Below are 14,713 nucleotides of genomic sequence, written 5' to 3'. Positions count from 1 at the left end.
GTGAATGAGAAGGACATGGGTGCCGACCTCAAGTCGGTCCTGATCACCAAGGAAGAGATCGACGCGAAGCTGGCCGAGCTGGCCGCGGAGATCGACGCGGAGTACGCGGGCCGGGACCTGCTGATCGTCGGTGTCCTCAAGGGCGCGGTGATGGTCATGGCCGACCTCGCCAGGGCCCTCTCCGGCAACGTCACCATGGACTGGATGGCGGTGTCCTCGTACGGCGCCGGGACCCAGTCCTCCGGTGTGGTGCGGATCCTCAAGGACCTGGACACCGACATCCAGGGCCGGGACGTGCTGATCGTCGAGGACATCATCGACTCGGGTCTGACCCTGTCCTGGCTGCTGTCCAACCTCGGTTCGCGGGAGCCGGCGTCGCTGAACGTCTGCACCCTGCTGCGCAAGCCGGACGCCGCGAAGGTCGACATCGAGGTCAAGTGGGTCGGCTTCGACATCCCGAACGAGTTCGTCGTCGGGTACGGCCTGGACTACGCCGAGAAGTACCGCAACCTGCCGTTCGTCGGCACTCTCGCGCCGCACGTCTACGGGGGCTGACCGGTATTCGGGCACCGGCCACCCCTGCCGCGCGCCGGCGTCGGCCCGGGAACACCGGGCCGATCCCCGCCGTTGGAGCAGGGGGAGGCCGGTTCACCGTGCCCGGCGACGCCGGGTGACAATGCTGGGGTACCGTCCGAGGGTCGGTTTTTCAACTCACTATGGCAGGAGGGACGGGGCGTACACGCCTCGTGTGGATGGACGTGAAGCGATACTTCCGTGGGCCAGTCATGTGGATCGTGCTGGCCGTCCTTGCCGTGGTCGTGTTGATGCAGGTCGTCAGCTCTTCCGAGGGTGCCAAGACGGTCGACACGGGTCAGGTCGTTCAGGCGATCAACGAGAACAAGGTGAAGTCCGCCAAGCTCACCACCGGTGACGAGCAGATCATCGAGGTGCAGCTCAAGGACGGCACCAAGGTCGAGGACAGCGAGCAGATCAAGGCGAGCTACATCGACCAGCAGGGCGTCGAGCTCGCCCAGACCCTGCAGACCAAGTACCAGGACAAGCAGCTCGCGGACGGCTACACGGTCTCCCCGAAGAAGCAGAACCCGTTCGTCGGGATGCTGCTCTCGCTGCTTCCGTTCCTGCTGATCATCATCGTCTTCCTGTTTCTGATGAACCAGATGCAGGGCGGCGGTTCCCGGGTGATGAACTTCGGCAAGTCCAAGGCCAAGCTCATCACCAAGGACACCCCCAAGACGACCTTCGCCGACGTGGCGGGTTCGGACGAGGCGGTCGAGGAGCTCCACGAGATCAAGGAGTTCCTCCAGGAGCCGGCGAAGTTCCAGGCGGTTGGCGCCAAGATCCCCAAGGGCGTGCTGCTCTACGGCCCGCCCGGCACCGGAAAGACGCTGCTGGCAAGGGCTGTCGCCGGTGAGGCGGGCGTGCCGTTCTACTCCATCTCCGGCTCGGACTTCGTCGAGATGTTCGTGGGTGTCGGCGCCAGCCGCGTCCGTGACCTCTTCGAGCAGGCCAAGGCGAACGCGCCGGCCATCGTCTTCGTCGACGAGATCGACGCCGTCGGCCGGCACCGCGGCGCCGGCATGGGCGGCGGCCACGACGAGCGCGAGCAGACGCTGAACCAGCTGCTCGTCGAGATGGACGGCTTCGACGTCAAGGGCGGCGTCATCCTGATCGCCGCGACCAACCGCCCCGACATCCTGGACCCGGCGCTGCTGCGTCCCGGCCGTTTCGACCGTCAGATCGCGGTCGACCGCCCGGACATGCAGGGCCGTCTGGAGATCCTGAAGGTCCACCAGAAGGGCAAGCCGGTCACGCAGGACGTCGACCTCGGCGCCGTCGCGCGGCGCACCCCCGGCTTCACCGGTGCGGACCTCAACAACGTGCTGAACGAGGCGGCGCTGCTGGCCGCCCGCGGGAACGCCAAGCTCATCGACAACAAGTTCCTGGACGAGGCGATCGACCGGGTCGTGGCCGGACCGCAGAAGCGGACCCGGATCATGAGCGAGAAGGAGAAGAAGATCACCGCGTACCACGAGGGCGGACACGCCCTGGTCGCGGCGGCCTCTCCCAACTCCGACCCGGTGCACAAGATCACCATCCTGTCCCGCGGCCGGGCCCTGGGCTACACCATGGTGCTGCCCGAGGAGGACAAGTACTCCACCACGCGGAACGAGATGCTCGACCGCCTGGCGTACATGCTCGGTGGCCGCGCCGCCGAGGAGCTCGTCTTCCACGACCCGACCACGGGTGCGGCGGACGACATCGACAAGGCGACCTCGACCGCCCGCGCGATGGTCACGCAGTACGGCATGACCGAGCGGCTGGGCGCGATCAAGTTCGGCACCGACCAGTCCGAGCCCTTCCTGGGCAAGGAGATGTCCCACCAGCGCGACTACTCGGAAGAGGTCGCGGGGCTGGTGGACGAAGAGGTCAAGAAGCTGATCGAGACCGCGCACAACGAGGCCTGGGAGATCCTGGTCGAGAACCGCGACGTCCTGGACAACCTCGTGCTGGAGCTCCTGGAGAGGGAGACGCTCAACAAGGAGGAGCTGGAAGTGGTCTTCCGCTCCGTCGTGAAGCGTCCGGCCCGCCCCGCGTGGACCGGCTCCGCCCGCCGTACGCCCTCGACCAGGCCGCCGGTCTCCTCGCCGAAGGAGATCTCGCTGGCCAACGGCACGCCTTCGCTGGAGAAGGCGCCCGCCGACACGGGTGCGCACGGCGGTGGCACCACCGGTTCGACGCCGGCGGGCTCCGAGGTCCGTCCGCCGGAGAGCGACTTCTCCACCCCGCCGCGCCCGTACGACGAGCCGCGCGAGGAGCGCTGAGGCTGCCCGTGTCCGGCTGACCGGCCCGCCCGCTCGAAAGGTGGGCCGGATCGGCCGCGCCGCGGTCGGCAGCAGCGGACGAGTCGCAGGTCACAACTGTCCGGCAGAGCATCGCCGCGCCCCTCAGGTCTACGCTGAGGGGCGCGGCTTTTGCGTGGCGAACAAGCCACGATCACGCCAGGTACGAGGAACGAGGCCCCCATGACCGACCCCGTGACGCTCGACGGTGAATCCACGATCGGCGAGTTCGACGAGAAGCGTGCCGCCGACGCGATCCGCGAGCTGTTGATCGCGGTCGGGGAGGACCCGGACCGCGAGGGGCTGCGCGAGACGCCCGCCCGGGTGGCCCGCGCGTACCAGGAGATATTCGCCGGGCTGCGGCAGCGGCCCGAGGACGTGCTGACCACCACCTTCGACCTCGGTCACGACGAGATGGTGCTGGTCAAGGACATCGAGGTGATGAGCTCCTGCGAGCACCACCTGGTGCCTTTCGTCGGGACGGCCCACATCGGGTACATCCCGTCCGCCAGCGGCAAGATCACCGGTCTGTCCAAGCTGGCCCGGCTGGTGGACGTCTTCGCGCGGCGCCCGCAGGTGCAGGAGCGGCTGACCACGCAGATCGCCGACTCGCTGATGCGGATCCTGGAGCCGCGCGGAGTGATCGTCGTCATCGAGTGCGAGCACATGTGCATGACGATGCGCGGGGTGCGCAAGCCCGGCGCCAAGACGCTGACCTCCGCGGTGCGTGGGCAGCTGAGGGACGCGGCGACGCGCTCGGAGGCGATGAGCCTCATCATGGCGCGCTGAGCGTCGGGAGGTCGCGGCAGCCGCGGCGGCTCCGTGCGAGGGGCGGTCGTCCGGCCGCCTAGGGTGGGCGCATGAGTGTTGAACGGCGACCACGGCGTGAAGTGAGCGGGCTGCCCTCGTGGGGGCGGTGCGCGGTGATGGGTGTCGTCAACGTGACGCCCGACTCCTTCTCGGACGGTGGTCGCTTCTTCGACACCGCGGCGGCGGTCAAGCACGGTATGGACCTGGTCGGCCGGGGCGCGGACCTGGTGGATGTCGGCGGTGAGTCGACCCGTCCCGGCGCGAGCAGGGTGGACGAGGACGAGGAGCTGCGGCGGGTGCTTCCCGTGGTCCGCGGGCTGGTCGGGGAGGGCGTCGTCGTCAGCGTGGACACCATGCGCGCCGTGGTCGCGGAGCGGGCCGTGGCGGCCGGTGCCCGGCTGGTCAACGACGTCAGCGGCGGCTGGGCGGACGAGCGCATGATCCCGGTGGTGGCCGACGCCGGTGTGCCGTACGTGGTGATGCACTGGCGCGGGCAGTCCGCCGGGATGAACTCCCGTGCGGTGTACGGCGATGTGGTCGCCGAGGTGCTGCAGGAGCTGCGGATCGCGCTGGACCGCGCGGCCGAGGGCGGAATCGCGCTCGATCGGGTGGTGGTCGATCCCGGCCTCGGCTTCGCCAAGGAGGCCGAGCACGATCTCGCCCTGGTCGGCGCGCTCGACCGGTTGGGGCGCGAACTCGATCTGCCGCTGCTGGTCGCCGCCTCCCGGAAACGCTTCCTTGGTCGGGTGCTGGCCGGCCGTCCGGACGCGGCGCCGCCCCCCGCCAGGGAGCGCGACGCCGCCACCGCGGCGGTGACCGCGCTGGCGGCCGGCGACGGAGCCTGGGCGGTGCGGGTGCACGAAGTGCGGGCGAGCGCGGACGCGGTACGGGTGGCCCACGAGGTCCGCCGGGCGACAGCAGAGGGAGCCCAGTGAGCAGCGGGCCGGGTACGGACATCGAGGCGGTCGAGGCCGCCAACACCGGACTCTACGAAGCCTTGGAGCGCGGAGATCTGGAGGCGCTGGAGGAGCGCTGGCTGGATCCGGCGCTGGACGAGGCGCAGGGAGGCGAGCACACCGCGGACGCGGACGTCAGCGTGGTGCACCCGGGGTGGCCGGTGCTGACCGGCCGGGGCGAGGTCCTGCGGTCGTACGCGTTGATCATGGCCAGCACCGAGTACATCCAGTTCTTCCTCACGGATGTCGAGATCTCGGTCCTCGGCGACACCGCGCTGGTGACCTGCACCGAGAACATCCTCAGCGGCGGGCCGGCCGAGGAGGACGGTTCGGTGGGGCCGCTCGTCGGCGGGCTGGTGGTGGCGACGAACGTCTTCAGGCGTGCCGGGGACGGCACTTGGAAGCTGTGGGCGCACCACGGTTCTCCGGTGCTCGTCGACCAGGACGACCCGGACGAGTCGGACGAGGAGTCGGAGGACGGCGAGGACACCGCGGGCGGCACGGCCTTCGGCCCGGCCTGAACGGTCGAGTGCGTGAGCCGGGCAACCGTGGAATTCGGCACTCCCCGTCAGTCTTGACGCGATGTGGTCACTCGTCGGAGTGTGTGGCGGGGAATGGATGAGTGGCCCCAACTGCTGCTGGGTAAGCGGGTTTCGCTGATGGTGTCGGTGCGCCGCCGCACCCGGGTGTACGGGCGGTGGTCACCCCCGAGAGCGGGCGTGTTCAGGGCGCGTGGGTAGATTCGGGCGCGCGGTTCGCGCGCAGGCGCCCGCAACGATCCACAACTGACGACAGGGAGTGATGCGCGATGGACCGAGTCGCGGTGCGCGGCCTGAGAGCCACGGGGCATCACGGCGTCTTCGCCCACGAGCGCGAGGAGGGCCAGGTGTTCGTCGTGGACGTGGAGCTGGGTGTGGACACCCGGGCCGCGGCGGCCGACGACGATCTGGCGCTCACCGTCCACTACGGGGAGGTGGCCGAGGAGGTCGTCGCCGTGGTGACGGGCGAGCCCGTCGACCTCATCGAGACCCTGGCGCAGCGGATCGCCGACCAGTGCCTGACGCATCGGGCGGTGCAGGAGGTCGAGGTCGTCGTGCACAAGCCCGACGCCCCGATCACTGTGCCTTTCGACGATGTGACCCTCACGATCAAGCGGAGCCGATGATGACGCCGAACAGTGACCCGACCGTGCAGCCGGTGCCCGCTTCGGTGGTCCGCCAGGTGGACGCCGCCGACAGCACCCTGCACAACCCCAAGTACGCCGTGATCTCCATCGGCAGCAACCTCGGCAACCGCCTGGAGACCCTGCAGGGCGCGGTCGACGCGCTGGAGGACACCCCCGGCCTGCGGGTGAAGGCGGTGTCGCCGGTCTACGAGACCGAGCCGTGGGGTGTCGAACCGGACACCCAGCCCTCGTACTTCAACGCGGTGGTGCTGATCAGGACCACGCTGCCGCCCGCCTCGCTGCTGGAGCGGGGCCAGGCCATCGAGGAGGCCTTCGAGCGGGTGCGCGACGAGCGCTGGGGCCCGCGCACCATCGATGTGGACATCGTCTCGTACCAGGACGTCGTCCAGTCCGACCCGGGCCTGGAGCTTCCGCACCCGCGCGCGCACGAGCGGGCCTTCGTGCTGATCCCGTGGCACGATGTGGACCCGTCCGGGACGGTGCCGGGGCGCGGCTCGATCGTCGAGCTGCTCGCCGAGATCGACGAGGACGGCCAGGGCGAGGTCGTGGTGCGCGAGGACCTGGAACTCGTGCTGCCCGACTAGTCGTTGGCAGTGGGGCGCGGCAGGGCGAAAGGGCGGTCTGCCGGAAGGGCGCGCGCGGCAGGGGCTTCGCGCGGCCCGGTGGGCGCCGGCAGGGACAGGACACTGAGGGCATCGTGAAGCAGCTGCGTATCGGGACACTCGCGGGCATCTTCGCCGTCAGCGCAGTGCTGTGCTGGTCCGGGTCCCGGCTGTGGGACCAGCTGGGCACCCTGCCCGCGGTTCCGCTGCTGGCGCCGGTGGTGCTGACGCTGATCGCCGCGGTGCTGCTGGCGACGGCCGTCTCGCTGCGGTCGCGGCTGCGGGCGCAGCGCGAGCGCCGCCCGGTGAGCAAGCCGGTGGAGCCGATGATGGCGGCGCGCGCGGTGGTGTTCGGGCAGGCGAGCGCGCTGGTGGCGGCGCTGATCGGCGGCGTCTACGGCGGTGTGGGGCTCTTCGTGGTCACTTCGCACCTGGCGGATGTGCCGGCCCGGCGGGACCAGGCGCTGTACGCCGCGCTGTCGGTGGTTGCCGCGGTCGCGCTGATGGCGGTGGCGGTGTGGCTGGAGCGGATCTGCCGGCTTCCGGAGGACGAGGAGTCCGGCCCGGAGGGCGCGGCGGCGTAACGCACACCGAGTGCGCGTACGGCCGCGGCGGCACCGCCCGGGGCGCTCTTGGCTTCAGCGGGCGGCGGTCCGGTCGGACTCCAGGGCGAGCAGATGGCGCTTGCGGGGGAGCCCGCCGCCGTAACCGGTGAGGTTGCCGTTGCCGGCGATGACGCGGTGGCAGGGGACGATGATGCTGATCGGGTTTCTGCCGTTGGCCATGCCGACCGCACGGGAGGCCGAGGGCCGGCCGATCCGGGCCGCCAGCTCGCCGTAGGACTCGGTGCGGCCGTACGGGATGTCCCGCAGCGCCGTCCACACGGTGCGTCGGAACTCGGTGCCCTCCATCGTCAACGGCACGGTGAACTCGGTGCGTTCGCCCGCGAAGTACTCGGCGAGCTGCTGCGCCACCGGGTCGAATCCGTCCGGATCCGGCGCGCCGAAGGTCTCCCGGGCCGGCAGGTGGCGCTGGTCCTCCATGTAGAGGCCGCAGAGCACACCGTCCGTGGCGACCAGGGTCAGCGGCCCGATCGGGCTCTCCACGACGGTGTGCGTACGACGTGCGGGGCCGCCGGGCCCGGCGGTTGCGGCGGGTGCGGCTGTGGTGCTCATACGTCGAGTATGGCGCGCGCGCAGGACCGTGCTGGCGGAAATGCGACACCGAGGAGGCCCGCTCCGTACTCGTCCGCCGTCCCCGCTCCGTGCCCGCCCGCCGTACCCGCCCGCCGGCGCCGCCCGCGGGGCCGCGTACGCCCCGGGGCCGTCGATGCCGGACACCGGCGGCCCCGGAGGACGGCTGCGCTCAGATGTCGGTGACCGTCTCCAACTCGACGGCGGAGCGCGGGATCTCGCGCTCCTCCGCGTCGATGGAGCGCCGCAGCGCCTCGTGGAGCTTGGCCGGGGTGAGCACGCCGACGAAGCGCTCGCCCTCCTCGACCGCCACCCAGCCGGCGTCGTACTGGAGCATGGTGCTGAACGCCTGCTTCAGCGGTGCGCCGAGCGGCAGCCAGGCGTCCATCCGGCGGGCCCGGTCGCGCACCGTGCCCTCACCCGTCCCGTTGACGGAGTCGGCGGAGACCCAGCCGTGCAGTGCGCCGCGGTCGTCGAGCACCACGGCCCAGCGGGCCTGGTCGGTGGACATCTTCTCGGCGGCGCGGGCGGGCGTGTCGTCCAGGCGCACCAGCGGCGGCTGCTCCAGATCGTCGAGCTCGATGGGGGTGACCGAGAGCCGCTTGAGGCCGCGGTCGGCGCCGACGAAGTCCGCGACGTACGGGGTGGCGGGTGCGCCGAGCACCTTGGCCGGCGGGTCGAACTGCTCGATCCGGCCGGAGCCGTAGACCGCGATGCGGTCGCCCAGACGCACCGCTTCCTCTATGTCGTGCGTGACGAAGAGGACGGTCTTGCGCACCTCGGCCTGGAGCCGGAGGAACTCGTTCTGGAGGTGCTCGCGCACCACCGGGTCGACCGCGCCGAACGGCTCGTCCATCAGCAGTACGGGCGGATCGGCGGCCAACGCCCGTGCCACGCCGACGCGTTGGCGCTGCCCGCCGGAGAGCTGGTCGGGGTAGCGGTCGCCGTGCACCGAGGGGTCGAGCCCGACGAGCTCCAGCAACTCGGCCGCGCGCGACCGGCCCTTGGCCTTCTGCCAGCCGAGCAGCCGGGGGACGGTGGCGGTGTTCTCCAGAATGGTCTTGTGCGGGAAGAGTCCGACCTGCTGGATCACGTAGCCGATGCGGCGGCGCAGCACGACGGGGTCGACGGTCGCGATGTCCTCGCCGTCGAGCAGAATCGTGCCCTCGGTCGGCTCGATCAGGCGGTTGACCATCTTCATGGTCGTGGTCTTGCCACAGCCCGACGGACCGACAAGAGTGACCAGCTCACCTTCGGCGACGTCGAAGGAGAGGTTGTCCACGGCGACCGTGCCATCGGCGTAACGCTTGGTCACCTGGTCGAACTTGATGAAGTTCTCGTTGCGGTGCTCTGTGGGCTGCGACATGGTCCCGATTCTGTCAGCGTCAGCGGTTAGGGTCGCGAACGTGATGTCAAAAGGTTGTCTCGCCGCCAACGAGTGGATCTGTGGCGAGTACGTCCGCTCCCGCCAGGAGGAGTTGACGGACGCGACGCTTCAGCACATCGGAATCACCGTTGCCTCCGTGGGGATCGGGCTGCTCATCGCCCTGCCGCTGGCGTTCCTCGCCCGGCGGTACCGGCTCGCCGCCTCCCCGCTGCTCGCGCTGACCACGATCCTCTACACCGTGCCCTCGCTCGCGATGCTGGCGCTGTTGGTGCCGATGCTGGGCATCTCGGTCTCGGTGGTGGTCACGGCGCTGGTGCTGTACTCGCTGACCATCCTCCTTCGCAACATCCTTGCCGGTCTCGAAGCCGTGCCGGAGGAGGTGCGCGAGTCCGCGCGGGGCATGGGGTACGGGCCGCTGCGGATGCTGCTGACGGTCGAACTCCCGCTCTCGCTGCCGGCGTTGATGGCCGGCGTGCGGATCGCCACGGTCTCCACCGTGGCGATGACGACCGTGGGCGGCATCATCGACTTCGGCGGTCTGGGGAACCTGCTCTTCTCCGGCCTCGACAGCGTCTTCAAGGCACAGGTGCTGACCGCCTCGGTCATCTGCGTGGTGCTCGCCGTCGTCGCGGACCTGTTGCTGCTGGGACTCCAGTGGCTGCTCACCCCGTGGGCCAGATCGCGTTCCCGCAAGCCGGTCCGCACCGGTGCCGACGACGTTCCGCGTGATCCGGCCGAGGCCGAGGCGCCGACCGGTGCCACCCCGCTCGCCGGAAAGGCGGTCTGACCGTGGGAGTCGTCGCCGACACCTGGAGCTGGCTCACCACCGGCGAGAACTGGAGCGGTACGGGCGGGGTGTGGGACCGGCTCGGCGAGCACCTCTTCCTCACCCTCGTCTGCATGGTGATCGCCTGCGCCGTCGCGCTGCCGATCGCGCTGTGGCTGGGGCACATCGGTCGTGGCGGGGCGCTCGCGATCAACATCTCCAATGTGGGCCGTGCGGTGCCCACCCTCGCCGTGCTGGTGCTGCTGACGATCAGCCCGCTCGGCCGCTCCGAGCTGTGGCCCACGGTGATCGCACTCGTCCTCTTCGCGATTCCGCCGCTGCTGACCAACGCCTACGTCGGGATGCGCGAGGCGGACCGCGACGTGGTGGAGGCCGCGCGCGGAATGGGCATGTCCGGCGGCCAGTTGCTGACCCGGGTGGAGCTGCCGCTGGCGTATCCGCTGATCATGACCGGTGTGCGGACGGCGACCGTGCAGGTCGTCGCCACCGCCACCCTGGCCGCGATCGCGGGCGGCGGCGGGCTGGGCCGAATCATCACCGAGGGCTTCAACACCTACCGCACACCGCAGGTGGTGGCCGGCGCGGTGCTGGTCGCGGTGCTGGCGCTGCTGGTCGAGGGCGCCCTGGTGCTGCTCAGCCGCCGGCTCGACCCGATGCGGCGGCGTACGGCCGGCGGTCCCGCGAGCGGCGCTGCCGACGCGGACGCGGCGGCGGGCAGGGGAGTGCCGGTGTCCGCCACTTCCTGACCGACCCCGCCGCGGGCGAAGCCCGTCGGCCGGCGCTTCGGTCGGCGGCGGCAGAGTCCGCGAGCCGCGTACGCCGGCCCGGGCCGGCGCCCGTACCCGTACTCGCCGCCCACGATCGCGCACCGGAGTCGCCCATGCGCCCGGAGCCCCCACCGCCCCGTGCGGTTCGTCCCCAAGGAGCAGCAGTGTTCGAGCAGTTCACGCGCGGTGGCGGGCGCCGAGCCGCGCCGGCCGCGGTCGTCGCCCTCGCCGTGGTGCTCGGCGGGTGTGCGGGCCAGAGCCTGGAGGAGTCGGGAGGCGGCGGCGAGGGCAGTCTGGTGGTCGGCTCCGCCGGCTTCTCGGAGTCGGAGATCATGGCGCAGCTCTACGCCCAGCTGCTCTCGGACGCCGGCTACAGCACCCGGGTACAGCGCCTGGCCAACCGCGAGCTCTACGAACCCGCCCTGGAGAAGGGCGAGATCGACGTCGTGCCGGAGTACGCGGCGACCCTCGCCGAGTTCCTCAACGCCAAGGTCAACGGCGCGGAGGCGGCCGAGAAGAAGCCCGTCGCCTCCGCCGATCCGGACGCCACCGTCAAGGCGCTGGCGAAGCTGGCCGAGCCGCGCGGCATCAGCGTGCTCGCCGCCGGCGACGCGGTGAACCAGAACGCGTTCGCGGTCACCGAGGACTTCGCGAAGAAGCACGGTCTGAAGACGCTCACCGACGTCGGCGAGAAGGGCCTGAGGATCAAGCTGGCCGCGGGCGACGAATGTGCTGAACGGCCGTTCTGCCAGCCGGGGTTGGAGAGCCGCTACGACATCGACGTGACACGGCTCGACCCCAAGGGCGTGGGCACCGTGCAGGCCAAGCAGTCGGTGCAGAACGGCAACAACGACATGGTGCTGACCACCACCACCGACGCCTCCATGGAGGAGTTCGACCTGGTGCTGCTGGAGGACGACAAAGACCTGCAGAACGCCGACAACGTACTGCCGGTGGTCAACACCAAGGACGCCGGCGACCGTCGGATCACCGACGCGCTGGACAAACTGACCCGGGTGCTGACGACCGAGGACCTCATCGAGTTGAACCGCAAGGTCGACTCCGAGCGGCAGAAGCCCGACGACGTGGCCGAGGAGTACCTCAAGTCCAAGGGCCTGATCGGGTAGTTCGGCGCACGCGGGTGGGTCGGCGTACGTGGTGGATCGGCGTGCGTGCGGGATCGGCGCACGTGGTGGGTCGGCGTGAGCGGTGGGTCGGGGTACGCGCCGGAGGTTCGGCGCGGGCTCGGGTGAACCGGCGGCCCGGCGGGTCGTGTTGAGCGGCGCGCGGTGCCGACTGCCGCTGTGCGGCGACCCGTTGCCGCGCGGGCGGTGTCCCGGCGTGCGTGCGGCGTCGCGCGGGCGGCGTGCGGCGCGGTTGTGGGGGCGTTGGGCGGACTCGGTGCGTGTGCGGTGCATACGACGTGCGCGTGCACCGTAACCACCGGAAAACAGTTTTCCTGGCGCTCTCCCAACGCATCGCCACGCACGGTAAGTTTCGGGCCATGCCCCGAGGACGTCACCGCCAAGAGCTGCCGCTGCACCGGCTGCTCGTCCCTGCGGGCGTCGCGGCGTTCGCCCTGCTGTGCGCGGTCGGCGCGCTGTTCGTCGGCGACGCCGCCGTGCTGCGGGTGCTCACCGCGGCAGCCGCCGTCGCCGCGGTCGTCGGTGCGGTGCTGCTGCGGAGCTGGGACAGCGCCGCCGGCCGCCGGGCCGCCGAGGCGCACGCGGAGCGGGCCAACACCGCGCTGCTCGCCGACGAGCGGGCGGCCGAGTCGGCGACCGAACTGCGCAAGTCCCGGGAGCTGCGCACCAAGTTGGAGAAGCGCCTGCGCACCAAGCGCGCCCAACTGGCCGCACTGCGCACCGAACACGCTGCCCTGCTGAGGCGGTACGCGAACGCGGAGACCCAGCGGGCCAGCGCACTGGAAGGCCGCCGGCAGCTCGCCATCGCGGCGGCGGAGCCGGTGAAGGCGCTGACGACGGGTGCCGCCGACCACCGCGCCGCCTCCGGCGCCCCGAGCCGGCTGACCTATCTCCAGGCGGACCAGGCACTGGCGAACCTGCGCAGATCGGGCGCGCGGCAGCAGCAGACGGCGGAGGCCGACCGCGGCGAGGCGGAGCAGCCGGCCGCAGCGCGGCAGGCACCGGGGGACGAGCCCTCGGCAGCAGGCACCGCCGCGCCTCGGCACGCCCGGCGGGACACGGAACCCGGCCACCGCGCCGAGCCGACCGCGCGCCGCACCGCCGGGCAGGACGGACCGGGCGGACCGGGCGGACAGCCCGGACAGCCCGGACAGGCCGATCGAGCAGGGCAGGGCGGGCAGAAGTACGACGCGAGGCGGCATCGGTTGCCGGTGCGGGAGCCGGGCCGGGAGGGGCGCCGACAGATCGGCGGCGCCGCGCCGGGACGCCCCGTCGGCGGCTTCGACTTCTTCGGCAGCGGCCAGGGCGCGTCCTCGTCCGACGAGGCGCACCGGGCCCCCGACTCCCGTACTCCGCCGCCGACTTCGGCCTCCGCGCCGCCACCGGCCGGGCAGCCGTCGGCGCCGTCCGCGCAGTCGGAGCAGAGCCGGGAGCGGCGGGAGGGCGGGCCCGGAAACGGGCGGGCCGCACCGCCGCCGGAGTCCGAATCGCGGGATCTGTGGCAGCAGGTCGCCGGCAAGGTCATCGACGTCGCCGACTAGACAGCGAGACGGGAAGACGGCGAGACAGCCAGACCGTGCGGGCGTGGGCGGCGTTCCCGCGGCACCCGCCGAGCCACAACTCCCGGTCGGCGCCCGCTACTTGTCGATGTCGCCGACCACGAAGAAGAACGACCCCAGAATCGCCACCATGTCGGCCACCAGCGTCCCCGGCAGCAGTCCGGTCAGCGCCTGGATGTTGTTGTACGAGGCCGAACGCAGCTTCAGGCGGTACGGGGTCTTCTCGCCCTTGGACACCAGGTAGTAGCCGTTGAGCCCGAGCGGGTTCTCCGTCCAGGCGTACGTCTCGCCCTCGGGCGCCTTCAGCACCTTGGGCAGCCGCTGGTTGATGGGCCCGGGGGGCAGCTCCGCGAGCCTGTCCAGGCAGGCGTCGGCGAGGTCGAGCGCGTTGTGGGTCTGGGCGAGCAGCACCTCGAAGCGGGCGCAGCAGTCGCCGGCCGTACGGGTGTGGACCTTCAGGGTGTCGGCCAGCTCGCCGTAGGCCAGGTACGGCTCGTCCCGGCGCAGGTCGAAGTCGACCCCGGAGGCGCGCGCGATGGGGCCGCTGACCCCGTACGCGTGCACGGTCTCGGGGGAGAGCACGCCGACGTCCTCGGTGCGGGCGCGGAAGATCTCGTTGCCGAGCACCAGGTCGTCGAAGACGTCCATGCGGGAGCGCAGCGCGGCCACCGTCGATCTGGCGCGCTGTGTCCAGCCCGCCGGAAGGTCCTCCTTCAGCCCGCCGACGCGGTTGAACATGTAGTGCATCCGGCCGCCGGAGAGCTCCTCCATCACGTGCTGGAGGTCCTCGCGCTCGCGGAACGCGTAGAACATCGGCGTGATGCCGCCCAGCTCCAGCGGATAGGAGCCGAGGAACATCAGATGGTTGAGGACCCGGTTGAGCTCGGCGAGGAGCGTGCGCGTCCACACCGCGCGCTCGGGCACCTCCATGCCGAGCATCCGCTCGACGGCGAGGACGACCCCGAGTTCGTTGGAGAAGGCGGAGAGCCAGTCGTGCCGGTTGGCGAGCACGATGATCTGCCGGTAGTCGCGCGCCTCGAACAGCTTCTCGGCGCCGCGGTGCATATAGCCGACGACCGGTTCGGCGGAGCTGATGCGTTCGCCGTCCACCACGAGCCGCAGCCGCAGCACACCGTGTGTGGAGGGGTGCTGCGGTCCGATGTTGAGCACCATGTCCGTGCTCTCGGCCGCGCCTCCGATGCCGACAGTCGTCTCCGTCATGGGGCCAGTCTGTCAGCTCGCCCCCGGGCGCTCGCCGGAGCCCGGCGCCGTCGGCTCTCACCCGTTCGCCCGGTGGGCACGCGCGGTCGGGAGCTGCGCCTACTCTTGGGCCATGGAGCCCGGACACAGCGCAGATGTCGGCCCGTCGTCGCCGCGGACGGAGCGAGGGCCCGAACACGATCCGGTGCCCGCCGCCGCGGAGCACGATCCGGTGCCTGCCGACGTCGCCGAGCACGATC

General features: G+C 71.2%; 15 protein-coding genes. 12 read left to right on the top strand and 3 right to left on the bottom strand.

The annotated features are described in order from the left end of the window. Positions 1–15 precede the first annotated feature (15 nt). The 8 genes from hpt to MTQ01_RS20195 all read left to right on the top strand — a co-directional run bounded on the left by hpt (position 16) and on the right by MTQ01_RS20195 (position 6,999). A complete protein-coding gene (gene hpt / locus MTQ01_RS20230) occupies positions 16–555 on the top strand; it encodes a hypoxanthine phosphoribosyltransferase (protein ID WP_247492281.1) in 540 nt (179 codons plus the stop codon). A gap of 197 nt (positions 556–752) precedes the next feature. Next, positions 753–2,843 (top strand): ATP-dependent zinc metalloprotease FtsH, encoded by a 2,091-nt coding sequence (gene ftsH / locus MTQ01_RS20225; RefSeq protein WP_247492115.1) that lies wholly within the window; start codon positions 753–755, stop codon positions 2,841–2,843. 201 nt (positions 2,844–3,044) lie between these two features. Next, positions 3,045–3,650, top strand: coding sequence for a GTP cyclohydrolase I FolE (folE, locus tag MTQ01_RS20220; RefSeq protein WP_247492114.1), 606 nt, complete (start codon positions 3,045–3,047; stop codon positions 3,648–3,650). A 71-nt stretch (positions 3,651–3,721) separates the two neighbouring features. Further along, positions 3,722–4,606: a dihydropteroate synthase gene (gene folP, locus MTQ01_RS20215; protein ID WP_247492113.1), complete on the top strand. Its 885-nt coding sequence runs from the start codon at positions 3,722–3,724 to the stop codon at positions 4,604–4,606. Beyond that, the gene (locus MTQ01_RS20210) at positions 4,603–5,148 is read left to right on the top strand and encodes a nuclear transport factor 2 family protein (RefSeq protein ID WP_247492112.1); all 546 of its coding nucleotides are present in this window, start codon (positions 4,603–4,605) and stop codon (positions 5,146–5,148) included. Before folP ends, MTQ01_RS20210 begins: the two co-directional genes overlap by 4 nt. Positions 5,149–5,435: 287 nt before the next feature. Next, on the top strand, positions 5,436–5,792 hold the full coding sequence (gene folB / locus MTQ01_RS20205; protein ID WP_247492111.1) for a dihydroneopterin aldolase: 357 nt from the start codon (positions 5,436–5,438) through the stop codon (positions 5,790–5,792). Next, positions 5,792–6,397, top strand: coding sequence for a 2-amino-4-hydroxy-6-hydroxymethyldihydropteridine diphosphokinase (folK, locus tag MTQ01_RS20200; protein ID WP_247492110.1), 606 nt, complete (start codon positions 5,792–5,794; stop codon positions 6,395–6,397). The genes folB and folK overlap by 1 nt, the downstream gene beginning before the upstream one ends. 113 nt (positions 6,398–6,510) lie before the next feature. Next, positions 6,511–6,999, top strand: a complete 489-nt coding sequence (locus MTQ01_RS20195) for a DUF3180 domain-containing protein (RefSeq protein ID WP_247492109.1) — start codon at positions 6,511–6,513, stop codon at positions 6,997–6,999. Between the two features lie 54 nt (positions 7,000–7,053). On the opposite strand, the gene MTQ01_RS20190 is transcribed toward MTQ01_RS20195, so the two are convergent. Further along, complete coding sequence (locus MTQ01_RS20190) at positions 7,054–7,590, bottom strand: methylated-DNA--[protein]-cysteine S-methyltransferase (RefSeq protein WP_247492108.1); 537 nt, start codon at positions 7,588–7,590, stop codon at positions 7,054–7,056. 190 nt (positions 7,591–7,780) lie between these two features. After that, the gene (locus MTQ01_RS20185) at positions 7,781–8,974 is read right to left on the bottom strand and encodes a betaine/proline/choline family ABC transporter ATP-binding protein (protein WP_247492107.1); all 1,194 of its coding nucleotides are present in this window, start codon (positions 8,972–8,974) and stop codon (positions 7,781–7,783) included. A 43-nt stretch (positions 8,975–9,017) separates the two neighbouring features. On the opposite strand from MTQ01_RS20185, the gene MTQ01_RS20180 reads away from it, so the two are divergent. From MTQ01_RS20180 to MTQ01_RS20165, 4 genes are all read left to right on the top strand, one after another. Continuing rightward, complete coding sequence (locus tag MTQ01_RS20180) at positions 9,018–9,782, top strand: ABC transporter permease (protein WP_282613948.1); 765 nt, start codon at positions 9,018–9,020, stop codon at positions 9,780–9,782. 2 nt (positions 9,783–9,784) lie between these two features. After that, positions 9,785–10,528, top strand: coding sequence for an ABC transporter permease (locus MTQ01_RS20175; RefSeq protein WP_247492105.1), 744 nt, complete (start codon positions 9,785–9,787; stop codon positions 10,526–10,528). 185 nt (positions 10,529–10,713) lie between these two features. Beyond that, entirely contained in the window at positions 10,714–11,676 is a 963-nt protein-coding gene (locus tag MTQ01_RS20170) for an ABC transporter substrate-binding protein (protein WP_374207810.1), read from the top strand. Positions 11,677–12,053: 377 nt separating this feature from the next. Continuing rightward, positions 12,054–13,235, top strand: coding sequence for a hypothetical protein (locus MTQ01_RS20165; protein ID WP_247492104.1), 1,182 nt, complete (start codon positions 12,054–12,056; stop codon positions 13,233–13,235). A 96-nt stretch (positions 13,236–13,331) separates the two neighbouring features. Here MTQ01_RS20165 and MTQ01_RS20160 read toward each other — a convergent pair whose 3' ends face one another. Beyond that, positions 13,332–14,474, bottom strand: a complete 1,143-nt coding sequence (locus tag MTQ01_RS20160; RefSeq protein WP_247492103.1) for an NADH-quinone oxidoreductase subunit D — start codon at positions 14,472–14,474, stop codon at positions 13,332–13,334. Between the last annotated feature and the right edge of the window lie 239 nt (positions 14,475–14,713).

Origin of the sequence: Streptomyces sp. XM4193 (genome assembly GCF_023072595.1) — a bacterium.
Lineage (GTDB): Bacteria > Actinomycetota > Actinomycetes > Streptomycetales > Streptomycetaceae > Streptomyces.
This window is presented reverse-complemented; position numbering and strand designations above follow the sequence as displayed.